This window comes from Enterococcus sp. DIV0703 (assembly GCF_051711065.1).
Lineage (GTDB): Bacteria > Bacillota > Bacilli > Lactobacillales > Enterococcaceae > Enterococcus_B > Enterococcus_B hirae.
This window is the reverse complement of sequence record NZ_JBIOLX010000001.1, coordinates 2804677-2820961: the sequence shown is the minus strand read 5'-3', so window position 1 is coordinate 2820961 and position 16285 is coordinate 2804677. Positions and strand designations below refer to the sequence as shown.

13 protein-coding genes are annotated in these 16285 nt (G+C 38.7%); 7 read left to right on the top strand and 6 right to left on the bottom strand.

Going from position 1 to position 16285, the window contains the following annotated elements:
* Positions 1-11 precede the first annotated feature (11 nt).
* Both IGK81_RS12915 and pplA read right to left on the bottom strand, forming a co-directional pair.
* Positions 12-1112, bottom strand: a complete 1101-nt coding sequence (locus tag IGK81_RS12915; protein ID WP_010737222.1) for an FAD:protein FMN transferase — start codon at positions 1110-1112, stop codon at positions 12-14.
* Positions 1113-1287: 175 nt separating this feature from the next.
* Positions 1288-2217 carry an extracellular electron transfer flavoprotein PplA gene (gene pplA, locus IGK81_RS12910; RefSeq protein ID WP_010720695.1) on the bottom strand — a complete coding sequence of 310 codons (930 nt, stop codon included), beginning with the start codon at positions 2215-2217 and terminating at the stop codon, positions 1288-1290.
* A gap of 300 nt (positions 2218-2517) precedes the next feature.
* On the opposite strand from pplA, the gene IGK81_RS12905 reads away from it, so the two are divergent.
* The 5 genes from IGK81_RS12905 to IGK81_RS12885 all read left to right on the top strand — a co-directional run bounded on the left by IGK81_RS12905 (position 2518) and on the right by IGK81_RS12885 (position 7616).
* The gene (locus IGK81_RS12905) at positions 2518-4455 is read left to right on the top strand and encodes an NAD(P)/FAD-dependent oxidoreductase (protein WP_034700146.1); all 1938 of its coding nucleotides are present in this window, start codon (positions 2518-2520) and stop codon (positions 4453-4455) included.
* Between the two features lie 135 nt (positions 4456-4590).
* Complete coding sequence (locus IGK81_RS12900; protein ID WP_010737224.1) at positions 4591-5001, top strand: NusG domain II-containing protein; 411 nt, start codon at positions 4591-4593, stop codon at positions 4999-5001.
* 12 nt (positions 5002-5013) lie between these two features.
* A complete protein-coding gene (locus IGK81_RS12895; RefSeq protein ID WP_010720692.1) occupies positions 5014-5580 on the top strand; it encodes a Gx transporter family protein in 567 nt (188 codons plus the stop codon).
* A gap of 22 nt (positions 5581-5602) precedes the next feature.
* Entirely contained in the window at positions 5603-6592 is a 990-nt protein-coding gene (locus tag IGK81_RS12890; protein ID WP_010737225.1) for a polyprenyl synthetase family protein, read from the top strand.
* Positions 6593-7373: 781 nt separating this feature from the next.
* Entirely contained in the window at positions 7374-7616 is a 243-nt protein-coding gene (locus IGK81_RS12885; protein ID WP_010737226.1) for a hypothetical protein, read from the top strand.
* Positions 7617-8153: 537 nt separating this feature from the next.
* Here the strand turns inward: IGK81_RS12885 and birA are convergent.
* From birA to IGK81_RS12865, 4 genes are all read right to left on the bottom strand, one after another.
* Complete coding sequence (gene birA / locus IGK81_RS12880; RefSeq protein WP_034700144.1) at positions 8154-9116, bottom strand: bifunctional biotin--[acetyl-CoA-carboxylase] ligase/biotin operon repressor BirA; 963 nt, start codon at positions 9114-9116, stop codon at positions 8154-8156.
* A 96-nt stretch (positions 9117-9212) separates the two neighbouring features.
* On the bottom strand, positions 9213-10016 hold the full coding sequence (locus tag IGK81_RS12875; RefSeq protein WP_010720688.1) for an ABC transporter ATP-binding protein: 804 nt from the start codon (positions 10014-10016) through the stop codon (positions 9213-9215).
* Entirely contained in the window at positions 10009-10923 is a 915-nt protein-coding gene (locus tag IGK81_RS12870) for an ABC transporter permease (RefSeq protein ID WP_034700142.1), read from the bottom strand. Before IGK81_RS12870 ends, IGK81_RS12875 begins: the two co-directional genes overlap by 8 nt.
* 18 nt (positions 10924-10941) lie before the next feature.
* Positions 10942-11910 carry an ABC transporter substrate-binding protein gene (locus IGK81_RS12865; RefSeq protein ID WP_010737230.1) on the bottom strand — a complete coding sequence of 323 codons (969 nt, stop codon included), beginning with the start codon at positions 11908-11910 and terminating at the stop codon, positions 10942-10944.
* Between the two features lie 497 nt (positions 11911-12407).
* On the opposite strand from IGK81_RS12865, the gene IGK81_RS12860 reads away from it, so the two are divergent.
* Both IGK81_RS12860 and rpoB read left to right on the top strand, forming a co-directional pair.
* On the top strand, positions 12408-12650 hold the full coding sequence (locus IGK81_RS12860) for a hypothetical protein (protein ID WP_010720685.1): 243 nt from the start codon (positions 12408-12410) through the stop codon (positions 12648-12650).
* Positions 12651-12655: 5 nt separating this feature from the next.
* Complete coding sequence (gene rpoB / locus IGK81_RS12855) at positions 12656-16273, top strand: DNA-directed RNA polymerase subunit beta (protein ID WP_010720684.1); 3618 nt, start codon at positions 12656-12658, stop codon at positions 16271-16273.
* Positions 16274-16285 lie beyond the last annotated feature (12 nt).

The following is a 16285-nucleotide window of genomic DNA, read 5'->3' as shown; positions in this document are numbered from 1 at the left end:
GTTCATACTCCTTATTTCAATTCAGAACGATTGCCCATCGTATATTTAGAATCTTTGTCCAAAACGAAAGTATCTTTGATCGGATCGGTCACGTATACTTTGTTTTCTTTGGTAACAAAAATGGCTTCCGTTCCATCATTCAGTTCACTTTCGACGTATTCCAATCCTTTTTTCACACCCATTGAGAAGACAGCTGTCGACAAGCCATCACCATCAATTGATTTATCTGTGATGATTGTTACACTAGCAATATCATTGTCAAAAGGATAACCAGTATCTGGATCAAATAGATGATGATATTTTTTACCATCTACTTCTAAATAACGCTCATAGATGCCAGAAGTCACTAATGTTTTGTTCCGTTCTTTGATCGTTCCTAAAACAGAACCACGTGCTAGATTCGGATCTTGGATACCAACTGTCCAGTCTTGATCTTCACCACGTGGGCTATGACCTAAAACATAGACATTTCCACCTAAGTCAACGATAGCTGTCGTTACACCTTGCTGTTTTAACACTTTGACAACTTCATCTGTGATATAGCCTTTAGCAATGGCTCCAAGATCGATGATCATGCCTTTTTCTTTCAGATAAACAGTTTTGTCTTTATCGTTCAGCTCAATTTTATGGTAATCAACCAGCTTTAATGCTTGATCGATTTCTTCTTGGGCCGGTTTTCTCGCATCGTCAAACCCAATACGCCATAATTGAGTAACAGCCCCGATTGCCATGTCAAAACCACCTTGTGAATCTTGACTATATTCATAAGCACGTTTTAGTAACGTGTAGATATCATCAGAAACCTTTACTGGCTTGATACCCGCTTGTTGGTTCACTGCGTCGATTTCGGAACCCTCCTGATTGATCGTGATTTTATCACCTAGTTCTTTGACCCGAGCAAAGGCAGGTTTTAATGCTGCTTCTTTGCCTTCATCATAGATTCGAATCCGAACATAAGTGCCTAATAAGAACTGTTCATCAGAATAAGGTTCTTGTAAAATTTTGGTGGTCGTTTTGCTCTCAGAGGTCGTTTGTTTCGTCGCTGTGCTGCAAGCTGCTAACGTGAACAAACTTAAAAAAGCTACGAAAGAGAGTAATCGTTTCTTTAACATGTGTTTCCTCATTTCATTAGTGGAAGGGACGGTTGCTGAGAAATCAAAAAGTGTACTTTGAGAAATAAGCCGAAACATCACAAAAATTTTTCAAAGAAAAATTTTGGACATCTCGGCTTGGATCTCAAAGAAACAACTTGTGCAATCGTCTCTTCCACGGATAATTATAGAAAATTTATTTTGTTACGATATTGTCAACTTGAATTGTTTGAGTGTCGCCTTTTTCAGCAGCATTCACTAATTGTTGTGCATACATTACAAATGAATGTGAGCTGTGAGTCGCACCAGTAACAACTTCAACATCTGCAGGTGAACCATCTTCTTCGCCCATTGCTTTGACAAGTTCATCGTTCAATTCAGGGATGTAAGTCTCTGGAGACGTACCACTTTTTGCTTTCATATTTTTGTTGTAGTCAGCATCGTCTTGTTTTGAGTTGCCGTCTTTGTCGACATAGTCAAATTTAGATTCAGATACTTTACCATCAGCGACTGTCATTTCAAATTGGACACGGTAACCATTAGAATAGTTTTTCTCTTCTAATTTGTATGTGCCATCTTGAAGATCTGCACCGTTATTGATTTCAATTGTATCAGTATTACCAGCTTGAGCAGCTTGGATCAATTGTTGTGCATAGTTTTGGAAGCTTTCTGAAGAATGAGTTGCACCAGTAACAACTTCAACTCCACTTGCGCTTTGTGCTTCGACTAATTGTTCATTCAATTGTGGAATGAATTTTTCTGGGCTAGTACCAGCTTTTGCTTCCATGTTTTTGTTGTATTCTGTATCTTTGGTTTTAGACTCGCCATTTTCGTTGATGTTGTCATATTTAGATTCAGTGATTTTGCCATCTTTGACAACCATTTCGAAGACTGCACGATAACCGTTAGAGTAATTTTTTTCTTCTAATTTATAAGTACCATCTTGTAACTCGCCGCCAGCAACGATTTGTGCTGAGCTTTCAGTTGTTTTTGTTTCTGATGTCTTAGCAGTTGAAGCTTCTGTTGAGCTGTTAGAGCTTCCGTTATCATCCGCACCACAAGCACCTAACATTAAAGCTGAAAAAGCTAATACAGCAAATCCAGTAATAAAACGTTTTTTCTTCATTTTACTCCCACCGTTTCCTTTTTTAGTACACAATATTCTTTGTGATTCATTATACATTCTAATGAAAATCAGCCATAAGTCAACCGTTTTCGTCAAATAACTAGTGTAATCTTTAAACCGTTTTCTTTCTGTAAATTTCGTGAAAAAGAGCTTAACCACAAATTTTTAAAAATAATGAAAATGAGTTAGACAAAAGGGAATAACATCTATATAATGTATAAAGATTGTGTAATAGGTAGCAAACTAATACAAATGTTAATCATTTCAAATAAAGGATTACCAATAAGGAGCGGATGAACAATGACAAAGCAAAATATTGTCGTTGTGGGTGCAGGTTATGCCGGGGTATCAGCAACAAAATACTTGGCAAAAAAACTTAAAAAAGAAGATGTGACAATCACTTTGATTGATCGTCATTCGTACCACACGATGATGACAGAATTACACGAAGTTGCAGGTGGACGGGTTGAACCAGAAGCAATCCAATATGATCTACAGCACTTGTTTGCTCGACAAAAAAATGTTCAATTAGTGACAGATACGGTCACTGGTATCGATAAAGAACAAAAAGTTGTGAAAACAAAATTAGGCACTTACCCATTCGATCAGTTGATCTTGGGAATGGGGGGAGAACCAAATGACTTTGGGACTCCTGGAGTAAAAGAAAACGGCTTTACCTTATGGTCATTTGAAGATTCAGTTAAAATACGTGAACACATTGAACGTACCGTGGCAAAAGCAGCTTTAGAACCTAACGATGCGTTACGTAAAGCAATGCTGACGTTTGTGGTGTGTGGTTCAGGGTTCACCGGAATCGAAATGATTGGTGAATTGATTGATTGGAAAAACCGTTTGGCAAAAGACTACAAATTAGACCCAAGTGAAATTACACTGATGGTTGTAGAAGCAATGCCGACGATTTTAAATATGCTGGATCGTAATGATGCAGCCAAAGCAGAGCGCTATTTAAAGAAACATCAAGTAGAACTACTATTGAATGCACCAATCGTGGAAGTAGCGAAAGACCATATCAAGTTAAAAGATGGTCGCCAGATTCCTACCCACACATTGATCTGGACAGCTGGTGTCAAAGGAACTTCTGATGCTGCTGATTTCGGCTTAGAGTCCGCTCGTGGTCAACGTTTGGTAGCGAATGAATATATGCAGGCAAAAGGATATGAAGATAAAAACATCTATATTATCGGAGACTTGGTTTTCTATGAAGAATTTCCTGGAACACCAACGCCACAAATCGTTCAAGCGGCTGAACAAACAGGTCATACAGCAGCAGCCAATATCGTGGCTGCCATCAAAGGCGGCGAAAAGCATAAGTTTAAAGGAAACTATCAAGGTTTCATGGTATCGATCGGTGCCAAATGGGGCGTTGCCAATTTATTTGATAAGATCCATTTAAGTGGTTTCTTAGCAATTGTGATGAAACACATCGTCAATTTGAAATATTTCTTTGATATTCGTTCTGGCTATTATATGTTCCAATACATGATGCACGAATTCTTCCATATCAAAGACGATCGTAATGTGACACGTGGCCATTCTTCCCGTTATGGAAATGTCTTATGGAGTGTGCCTTTACGAGTGTTCTATGGTCTGGTTTGGTTTATCGAAGCTTTCAAAAAAATTGTTGGTGATGGGCAAGTGTTGAAACCAGGTACTTGGTTTGGTGAAGGTTCATGGTTTACAGGTAACAGCGTGTTCCCTTGGACTTGGGAATACAATGTGACCGATGTAGCAAGTGGGGCTTCCGCTGCTGGCGATGCAACAACAGCAGCTACTGGTGCAGCAACCAGTGGTGCAGGAGAAGCAGCGACACAAGCTACTCACTTTGGTCTAAGTTATGCTTATGGTGAACAGCCTATGGCCGTGATTGAAAAATCACCAGACTGGTTCACAAAAATGATGCAAGTGATCATGCCAAACAATGATGTAGCAATGTTTTTCCAAAAATTCATGGTATTCTTTGAAATTGCTTTAGCACTCGCTTTGATTGCTGGTTTATTTACCTGGTTATGTAGTGCAACGACCATTGTTTTAGTGATTACTTTCTGTCTATCTGGAATGTTCTACTGGGTAAACATCTGGTTTATCTTTGTTGCTTTTGCATTGATGAACGGTTCAGGTCGTGCAATTGGTCTTGATCGCTGGGTGATTCCATGGTTACAAAAAACACTAGGCAATTGGTGGTATGGGAGACCTAAATCCCGATATGGATCAAAATAAAAAATTAGCCTAGAGCTTAAACTGAACAATTTGAGAATAATGGCTGATTGAAGAAAGTTCTGGGGAAACCTAGGACTTTCTTTTGTTTCATGCTAAAATTGGAGAACAGTTCAGCAAGAGGAGGCGTGCGAAAAGATGAAAGAATTTATCAAGAAAAGTTTGCTTAAACCTTGGGATATTTTCATTATCGTTCTTTTGATTGCTCTTTCTTTTTTACCCATCATCGTATTTAGTTATCAACAAGACAATGTAGCTCCTGATAAAGAAGCTGTACTCCGCGTTGATGGTGATGAAATCAAAACCTTCCCATTAGTAGCTGGGAGTAAAAAATATACGTATACTTATGAAGATCCACATGGTGATTATAATTTAATCGAAGTTGATGGCGACAAGATACGCATAAAAGAAGCAGATTGTGGCGATCAGATTTGTGTGAGACGAGGGTGGGCTTCTAAGAATGGCGAAACGATTGTTTGCTTGCCTCATAAATTAGTGATCGAGGTTCGGTCAACAGATGGGAGTGACAAAGATGGTCTGATCTATTAGGCTATCCACACCATGACAAAATTACAAAAAATGATTTATATATCTTTACTAGTGGCGCAAGGAGTCATCATTGGATTAATTGAGAACATGATCCCATATCCTTTTTCATTTGCTCCTGGAGCAAAGTTAGGACTTGCTAATTTGATTACCATTGTAGCGATTTTTACGATGAAAAAACGGGATAGTTTTTTATTGTTATGGCTTCGCCTATTTTTAACAACTTTGTTAGGTGGGACGATCTCTACCTTTCTTTATAGTATGAGCGGCGCGTTACTCAGCTATGTAGGAATGCTGTTAGTGAAACAGTTAGGTCCTAAGCGAGTCAGCATTATTGGAATCAGTGCAACAGGTGGCTTTATGCATAATGTCGGACAACTAGTGATGGCTTCGTTCATTGCTCAATCATGGACAGTCATGTTATATCTGCCGATTCTATCTTTCTTAGGTATTCTGTCTGGAATTGCGATCGGGATTGCAGCCAATTATTTGTTGCAACATGTACGTACATTACAACTTTTTCAAAGAGACTATGAGAAAGAACAAAAAGAGAAATGGCAACCGCTTTTTTTGAAAAAATAATGGTTATACAAGGAGTTTTTTTATGAAGCTACATCCAATGTGGAGTGAGTATCCAACTTTGAAAAACGAATTAAACGAGACGTTGAAAAAGATGGAAGATGTTGTCCGCTTAAAGAACAAGCCAGTCGAACAAGCAATCAAAGAGACGATTCATGCGGGAGGTAAACTGCTAAGACCTGCCTATCAATTGCTCTTTTCTCAATTTGGTCCAGAACAAGATCGTGAAAAGGCGATTGCGCTAGCTGCTTCGATCGAAATGCTTCATACCGCTACATTGATCCATGATGATATCGTTGATGAGGCAGATGTTCGACGTGGTCAGCCTAATTTACGTGGTCGATTTGGGAATACGGTAGCCGTTTATGCAGGAGACTATTTATTTGTTTGCTGTTTCAAATTACTTTCAAATTATTCTAATTCGCTAAAGAGCTTACAATCTAATTCTCGGAGTATGGAAAAAGTATTAGATGGTGAGCTTGGACAAATGGACGACCGTTACAATTATCATTTAACTGTGCCGGAGTATTTAGAAAACATCTCAGGGAAAACGGCCGAACTCTTTCAATTAAGTTGTTCAGTCGGAGCTTATGAAAGTGGAATGAATGAACGGTTTGCTCGAAAAGCAGGTTCAATCGGTTTAGCTGTCGGGATGGCGTTTCAGATCATTGACGATATCCTGGATTACACGAAAGATGCGGTCGATATCGGTAAACCAGTATTAGAAGATATGCGTCAAGGCGTGTATTCTCTACCATTGATTTACGCATTACAAACAGATAAAAAAGCAGAATTGATTGCATACTTGGATAAAAAAACTGAGTTGACACAAGAGGAAGCAGAAAGTGTTCGTCAGATTGTCAGGGAAGTCAATGGTGTGACAAAAGCCAAAAAATTAGCGGAAGATTACACAAAAAAAGCCTTAAAGGAAATTAGTAAGCTCCCTGATACAGCCTTTGATACACGTGAGATTCTTTTGTCAGTTACTGAGTTGATTTTAGATAGGGAAAATTAAAGAAAAATACCAGAAATCAGCCGCTACAATGGCATATTCTATTTCAAGAATCAAGAAGTAAAAAGAGTAGGCATGTGATGGTTGAACTTGAGAACCTTATTGTTGAGGAATTGCTTCTTGAACGCCGTTTATTCGTTTTTAGATATACCAGAAGAGATTGAGGAAAGTTTTGGCTCAGTCTCTTTTTTATTTTAGAAAAATATTGGATCTATTTCAATCACTTTACTTCTTTTGGCTTTTTTCCAACAATTTGTATTACTTCTTTATTTGGAAGATCGGTCTAAAGTTTATTCTTTAATTTTACCAATTTTTTTTATTTTTAGAAAAAATAGTTGTCAAAGAGTATTGAGAAGAAAGTATGCTAATAATAGATGCCAGTGAAATCTGAGGACTTTGCTGTTGCAGTCTGAAATTTACTTAACTTTAGGCATGTACTTATAAGTGAGACTTTGTATACACAGAAAGTCGCTATCTGTATAAAAGGAGGGATCAGACTATAGGTTACAATCTTTAACTGACTATTCGTAGTTTTGGGGGAAACGACGAATAAATTTTAAATAACATTCAGCCGGTTTTCTATTTAGGAAATCGGTTTTTTTATAACTGGATGACAAATCCAAAAGGTAAGAGTGAAAAAAAGAAATTTTAACGTGTATTATTCATTAAAACAACTATTTTGCGAAACAATCTTTCCTAATTTTGAAAATAATTGTTCTGGACCAAGACTAAAAATATGTTATATTCACTAGTGAAGAAATACAATTAGAAAGGAAGATGTTGAGTGAAAAAACGATTAACAACGGATTTAACCAGAGTAGATGTAAATAAGATTTTAACCCGAATGATCAGTAAAAAAAATCATTTCTCATTTGAAGATATTGAAAAAGAATGTCAAAAACCGTTAACCACGGCGGATAAATTTCTAATTAGGACACTTGTTGTCAAAAAATTTAAGCTGAATGTAGAATATCTTTCATCTAATCAGTTAAAATTTTATCGTGTAAACAAAGAAGCGTGTTTGTAAGTCCTTTTTGTACATAATAAAATTAAAAATGTTGCAATACCATACAAAATAACACAGACCTTAAAGAATAAGGTAAGATAGAACCAGAAAGAGAAAAGGAGGAGAGCTAGGAAAGAAAAAGTGTTGTTGTGTATGGATCAAGAAGCAGCATGTTTGATTGAACAAGATTTTGGGGAAATCCGTTTAATGAAACATTATATATTGGGGAAGCGACAAATAGTAAGTAGAAGTCATACTTATATGACAGAATAGCATCAGAAAAACAAACCTTTTATAGGTGGAAGTTTGTCTGTGGCTTTTGATTGAAACATTCGATACATCAGATCAATGATATTGCAGTTGTATAAAAAAGCACATAGAGGTTTAAAAATTGTGTAGCATTTTTGTTATGAACAGCAATAGCACATAGAATAACAACTTCATTTTACAACTCGCTAAATGAAGGGGCTATGAAGTATTCTGCGAGATCACATAAAAAAGGAACCACCATTGATGAAGAAAGGGATGGGCATTTTTGCCCATCCCTTTCTTTTTGACTTACTCAATGGAGGTTAAACTAATTTCGCCAGAAAAAAGAGTGAGAAATTGGTCTTCTATTTGTACGATCAACTCTCCATGTTCTCCGATTTCTTTAGCAATCCCAGTATAATGCTGCCCTTTTTGGGTAAATTGTACTTTTTTTCCAAGAACGAAAGACTTTTCACGATAAAGTGTTAAGTATTCGTCTGTGGGTTCTGAAAGATAGTGAAAGAAATTTTTCCAAATTTGACTAATCAATTGATTCCGTGTGATGGATTTCTGACCATCAGGGAAAAGAGACGTTGCTTTCTGTTGAATGGTTTCAGGAAACTGTTTTTGCGGGATGGAAAAATTTAGACCAATGCCAATAATGATCGAACTGATCCCGCCAGTTTCCATGTCACTGATTGCTTCAGATAAAATCCCGCTAATTTTTTTTCCATTTAAATAAAGATCATTGACCCATTTGATCGAAGGGTCTTTTTTAGTCAATTCTTGAATGGCTTTCACGCATGCACTTGCTGCAATAACTGTATACTGAGGCAATTCATCAAATCGTTGATTGGGATGGATCAATAAGCTCATATAAATACCTTGACCAGGGGCTGCAAAAAAAGGACGTCCAAATCGGCCGTGTGCCTGTTCTTGGGTATCGGCGATAAAAAGAGCGGGTCCGATTTCTTTGGTTGCCGCAAGTTTAGCATCTTTCATCGTAGATTCTGATCGTTCTTGTACCGACACCGTCAAATCTGGTATCCAAGGTTCTAATGCTTGGCGAATTTCTTGGGCATCTAACACATCAGAAGGAAGATAACGGTATCCCTTAGCTTGATGCTCAAAATGATAACCTGTTTTTTCTAATTCTTTGATTGCTTTCCAAATACTGGTACGTGACACTTGTAATTGCTGTGCCATTTTTTCACCTGATAAAAAATCAGGAGATTCTTTTAATAGTTGGAGTACTTTATCTTTTGTCGTCATCCATTGCAACTCCTTTCATGTAGTATTGTATCAATAAGAAAGCAGAAAACAAATGAGAAATTTGTCAGTTGTTATGGAAGTGACAACAGATGATTGCTAACTTAAAAGTACTTGGTCGTCTTTCAATGCAGCGCCACTATTTTGTTTGAACATTTCTAGTAGCTGAGGGACAGTCAAATGTTGTTTTTCTGCCTGTTGAATATCCACGACGATTTGCCCTTGGTGTAGCATGATCAATCGATTTCCGTAGCGGATGGCATCTTCCATATCATGGGTGACCATGAAAGCCGTCAAGTGCTGTTCGCTAATTAATTTGTCCGTGAGTTCCATCACCGTTTTTGAAGTTGCCGGGTCGAGGGCTGCAGTATGTTCGTCTAATAAAATCAATTCAGGACGTTGTAAAGTAGCCATTAATAAAGTGATCGCTTGACGCTGTCCTCCAGAAAGCAAGCCGATTTCAGTGGTCAAACGATTTTCTAACCCAAGATTCAAACGTGCGAGATGTTCCTTGAAAAAAGAACGATCTTGTGGCTTGACGCCACGGAAAAAGCCTCGTTTTTTACCACGTTTCATTGCTAGTGCTAAATTTTCTTCCACCGTCAATCGGACAGCAGTGCCTAATTTAGGATCTTGAAAGACACGACTGATTTCTTTGGAGCGAGCAACCACTGACTTTTTGGTGATATCTTTGCCATTCAATAAAATCTTCCCTTGATCCACTGGAAAAGAACCAGCAATACTGTTCAATAGTGTCGATTTACCTGCACCATTTCCGCCAATAATTGTTACGAAATCACCTTGTTTCAACGAGAGATTAACTCCTTTTAGCACATGGTTTTCATTGATGGTTCCTTTTTCAAACGTATGGTGGATAGATTGAAGTGTTAAAACATCAGTCATTGATAGATCCTCCTTTTGCTTTCGTACGCTTAGGTAACTTTAATTTTTGTTGGATTTGTGGAAAAGATAAACAGATAACCAGAACAAGTGCAGAAGCTAATTTTGAATCGCTTGGTTGAACGTTCAACTCAAAAACTAACGCTAAGATAAAACGATAGATCACGGCGCCTAAAATAATTGTCAATAATCGAAGAAGCAATGGTTGGTTTCGAAAGAGGACTTCAGCGATGATGATTGAAGCCAAGCCAATCACGATCGTACCGATCCCAGAGTTTAAATCAGCAAAGCCATTGTTTTGTGCAAGCAACGAACCAGATAAAGCAATACAGCCATTTGAGATCATATACCCAATGATTTTCATCGTATCGGTGTTGATGCCATTTGCTTCACTCATTGCTAAATTATCGCCAGTCGCTCGAATCGCCAACCCCGTTTCTGTCCGTAAAAATAAAACAAGCAACGTGACAACGATCAATGCGACAAGTAAGCCAGCGATCAATACAGCATTTTCCTTTGAAACACCGAGTGATTCTGCCCATGTAAAGACGGTTTTTTGTCCTAATAATGAAAGATTAGGTGCGCCCATGATTCGTGAGGTAACGGAATATAAACCAGTCATCGTGATGATTCCAGCTAGAAGTGCCGGAATTTTAAGTTTGGTATGGAGCAATCCTGAAACTAAGCCAGCTACTGCGCCTCCTAAAAATCCTAAGAGGCAAGCAACGATTGGGGAAAGTCCATTAGTGATACTGACGGCAGCAATCCCAGCACCTAAAGGGAAACTGCCTTCAGCTGTTAAATCAGCGATATCCAGGATACGAAAAGTAAGGAAGACACCGATTGCCAGTAGTGCCCAAAGCACGCCTTGTGAAGCAGAAGATAAAAAGATACTTATTAAATTAGTCATGATTGTCCTCCTGTAAAATTATTCAGTCTCTTTGATTGTTGTTGGATCGATCCCAAGGGCTTTTGCCATGTCTTTATTGACATATAAGGAAAGATCATCTGCTGATTCAACCGGTAATTCACTCGGTTTTTTGCCAGCTAAGATCTTAGCAGCCATTTCGCCTGTTTGTCGCCCTAACTCTTCATAATCAATCCCAACAGTTGCTAAGCCACCTTCTTTGACTTGATCCACGGAACCAGCAACGATCGGTGTTTTTGTTTCTTTGGCTACTTCACCGATAACGCTAGCAGCACTGGCGAATGTATTATCCGTTGGGATGTAGATACCGTCGACATCTTTGGCTAAACTTTTTGTCACTTGTTGAACATCATTGGTGGAGTTTGCCGTCAATACTTTGACTTTCACTCCGGCTTTTTTCAATGTTTTCTCGGCTAAGTCTCCTTGGATTTTAGAATTTGCTTCCCCGTTGTTGTACATGATCCCGATCGTTTTTGCTTTTGGCACGATCTGTAATAATAGCTCAATTTGTTTTTCGATCGGTACCATATCCGTTGTACCAGTCACGTTTCCACCAGGTTTGTCATTAGAAGAAACTAAGTGTGCTTTTTCTAAGTCGGTAACTGCTGTCACTGTAATAGGAATCGTAGTTGTTTCATTAAGGAGTGATTGCGCAGCTGGAGTTGCAATCCCTAATAATAAGTCGGGTTGGTCTTTCACTAATTTTTCACTCATACTTTTTAGATTGTCTTGATTGTTTTGCGCATTTTGATAGTTGATTGTTAAATTGTCGCCTTCTTTATAGCCATTTTCTGCTAGCCCTTCTTTGAACCCTTTATATGTAGCATCTAATGAATTGTGTTGAACCAGTTGTAAAACACCGATTGTTTTCGAGTCATCCGATTTTGCTGAGGAACTATTTGCAGTTCCACATCCACCAAGTGCTAGTAATAATGTTGCGCCTAATCCGATCAATAGATTTTTTTTCATTTCTTTTTCCTCCTTCAATTTTGAAAACAAAAAATCCATTTAGACAAAACGTCTAAATGGATTGAGTATCGAAAGAGTATGTAAGTAAGAAATCGTGATTACTTTGTACTTTTCGCTTAGCCACTTAACGTAATGTCTACGTGGCTTTTGCGTAATACAAAGTTCTTTAGCCATCATAGATACAAACCAGTTGTTTGGTGTTTGTATCCATAATTCATGAATACAAACCTATCTAAAGTAGCTAAAGTAAAAGTTATTCAATTGTGTCGGGATAAGTTGTATATTCGGTTTTTGCATAAATAAATCCTCCACAAATAATAAATTTTCCTAAGTATAGCGGAGATGTAAGGGGATTGTCAAGACGAACATTCAGAAAATTCTCAAAATCCGTGAATGTTTATTCGATATACTATAGTAAGAAAAGTTTAAGAAAAAATGATGAAAAGAGGAGGGAAACGCCAGGAAGTGTTGACTTTTATGAAAAAAGAGTGTAATATATGAAGTTGCAAAAACTATCTGATGAAGTAAAGGCAGAAACGAAATATTGTCCGTTTCGGCTTTATAATAAGGAAACAAAAATAGAAGCGCATGAAGAAATGGTTTCAAAAGAATGCTCTATTTTTGGTTTTTTTTTGCCTAAAAGCCGCAAAAAATGTCTATTGTTATCTAAATATAATATTTTTAATATTATTGTAACAATTGATCGGGTAGTCTTTTTGAATGACATTTTAGAGGGGTGAAGAGCTTGGCTGGACACGTAGTAAAGTACGGAAAACATCGCGAACGTAGAAGTTTCGCACGAATCAGTGAAGTGTTGGAATTACCAAATTTGATCGAAATTCAAACAGACTCTTACCAATGGTTCCTAGATGAAGGACTAAGAGAAATGTTTGAAGACATTTTGCCAATTGATGACTTCAATGGCAATCTATCTTTGGAATTTGTGGATTATGAATTGAAAGAACCTAAGTATACGGTAGCAGAAGCACGCGCACATGATGCAAATTACTCTGCACCATTACATGTAACGTTACGTCTAACAAACCGTGAGACAGGTGAAATCAAAGCGCAAGAAGTCTTCTTCGGTGATTTCCCATTAATGACTGAACAAGGAACATTCATTATCAACGGAGCAGAACGGGTAATCGTTTCTCAGTTAGTGCGTTCACCTGGTGTGTACTTCCATGGAAAAGTAGACAAAAACGGAAAAGAAGGTTTCGGTTCAACTGTGATCCCGAACCGTGGTGCATGGTTAGAAATGGAAACTGATGCAAAAGATATTTCTTACGTACGTATTGATCGTACCCGTAAGATTCCTTTGACTGTGTTAGTTCGTGCCCTAGGGTTTGGATCGGATGATACGATCTTTGAAATCTTTGGTGACAGTGAAACGTTACGTAATACAGTTGAAAAAGACTTGCACAAAAATGCAAGTGATTCAAGAACAGAAGAAGGATTAAAAGACGTTTACGAACGTCTACGTCCAGGCGAGCCTAAGACAGCCGATAGTTCTCGGAACTTATTGAATGCTCGTTTCTTCGATCCAAAGCGCTACGACTTAGCCAACGTTGGTCGTTATAAAGTAAATAAAAAATTAGACTTGAAAACACGTCTATTGAACTTAACATTAGCAGAAACATTGGTTGATCCAGAAACTGGTGAAATCATCGTTGAAAAAGGAACTGTGTTGACTCACCAAGTGATGGAAACATTAGCACCTTTCATTGATAATGGATTGAATTCAGTGACTTACTATCCATCAGAAGATGGTGTTGTGACTGATCCAATGACTGTTCAAGTAATCAAAGTCTTTTCACCAAAAGACCCAGAACGTGAAGTGAATGTGATCGGTAATGGTTATCCAGAATCAGCTGTGAAAACTGTTCGTCCGGCAGACATCATCGCATCAATGAGTTATTTCTTAAACTTGATGGAAGGGATCGGCAACGTGGACGATATCGACCACTTAGGAAACCGTCGTATCCGTTCAGTCGGTGAATTACTGCAAAACCAATTCCGTATCGGTTTAGCTCGGATGGAACGTGTTGTACGTGAAAGAATGTCGATCCAAGATACAGAAACATTGACGCCACAACAATTGATCAACATCCGTCCAGTGGTTGCAAGTATCAAAGAATTCTTCGGTTCTTCTCAGTTGTCTCAGTTCATGGATCAAACGAACCCACTTGGGGAATTGACACACAAACGTCGTCTTTCAGCCTTAGGACCTGGTGGTTTGACTCGTGACCGAGCTGGTTATGAAGTTCGTGACGTTCACTATTCTCACTATGGCCGTATGTGTCCGATTGAAACGCCTGAAGGACCAAATATCGGGTTGATCAATAGTTTATCTAGCTATGCGAAAGTTAATAAATTTGGATTTATCGAAACTCCTTACCGTCGTGTTGATCGTGAAACTGGTCGTGTAACGGATCAAATCGACTATCTAACAGCTGACATCGAAGACCACTACATCGTTGCCCAAGCAAATAGCCCATTAAATGAAGATGGTACTTTTGCACAAGACGTTGTTATGGCTCGTGCGCAAAGTGAAAACTTAGAAGTTTCAATCGATAAAGTCGATTATATGGACGTATCACCTAAACAAGTAGTTGCGGTAGCGACAGCATGTATTCCTTTCTTGGAAAACGATGACTCCAACCGTGCCTTGATGGGTGCCAACATGCAGCGTCAAGCAGTGCCATTGATCAATCCACAAGCACCATGGGTTGGTACTGGTATGGAATATAAATCAGCTCATGACTCAGGAGCTGCTTTGCTATGTAAACATGATGGTGTCGTTGAATTTGTGGATGCCTCTGAGATTCGTGTTCGTCGTGACAACGGTGCATTAGATAAATACGCTGTAACAAAATTCCGTCGTTCAAACTCAGGAACAAGCTACAACCAACGCCCAATCGTTCATTTAGGCGAAAAAGTTGAAAAAGGCGATACTTTAGCAGATGGACCTTCAATGGAACAAGGTGAAATGGCGCTAGGACAAAACGTTTTAGTTGGTTTCATGACTTGGGAAGGTTACAACTATGAAGATGCGATCATCATGAGCCGTCGTCTTGTGAAAGACGATGTCTATACTTCGATCCACATCGAAGAATATGAATCAGAAGCTCGTGATACAAAATTAGGACCTGAAGAAATCACTCGTGAAATCCCTAACGTTGGGGAAGATGCTTTGAAAGATCTAGACGAGATGGGTATTATCCGTATCGGTGCGGAAGTCCAAGATGGTGACTTGCTAGTTGGTAAAGTAACACCAAAAGGGGTAACCGAATTATCAGCTGAAGAACGTCTTTTACATGCGATCTTTGGTGAAAAAGCTCGTGAAGTCCGTGATACTTCATTACGTGTACCACACGGTGGTGGCGGGATCGTCCACGACGTAAAAATCTTTACTCGTGAAGCCGGCGATGAATTATCACCAGGCGTAAACATGCTTGTACGTGTGTATATCGTTCAAAAACGTAAAATCCATGAAGGAGATAAGATGGCCGGACGTCATGGTAATAAAGGGGTTGTATCCCGTATCATGCCGGAAGAAGATATGCCATTCTTACCAGATGGAACACCAATCGATATCATGTTGAATCCTTTAGGGGTGCCATCACGGATGAATATCGGACAAGTATTGGAATTGCATTTAGGGATGGCTGCTCGTCAGTTAGGTATCCATGTTGCAACACCAGTATTTGATGGTGCAAGTGATGAGGACGTTTGGGAAACAGTTCGTGAAGCTGGTATGGCCAGCGATGCGAAAACCATCCTTTATGACGGACGTACAGGTGAACCATTTGACGGCCGAGTGTCTGTCGGTGTCATGTACATGATCAAACTTGCTCACATGGTCGATGATAAATTGCATGCTCGTTCAATCGGACCTTACTCATTGGTTACACAACAACCATTGGGTGGTAAAGCACAATTTGGTGGACAACGTTTTGGTGAAATGGAAGTTTGGGCTTTGGAAGCTTACGGTGCCGCTTATACCTTACAAGAAATCTTGACATACAAATCAGATGATGTAGTTGGTCGTGTGAAAACTTATGAAGCGATCGTCAAAGGCGAACCAATTCCAAAACCAGGTGTACCAGAATCATTCCGAGTATTAGTAAAAGAATTACAATCACTAGGATTAGACATGCGTGTCTTGGATATCAAAGATTCTGAAATCGAACTCCGTGATATGGATGACGAAGATGATGATTTGATCACTGTAGATGCTTTGACAAAATTTGCTGAACAGCAAACAGCCAAAGAATTAGAAAAGAAAGCTGCTGAACAAGTGGAAGATGAAAGACAAGATATCATCCAAAACTTTGAAACCGCAGAAGATAACTTAGACTAATCCGGTCTATGA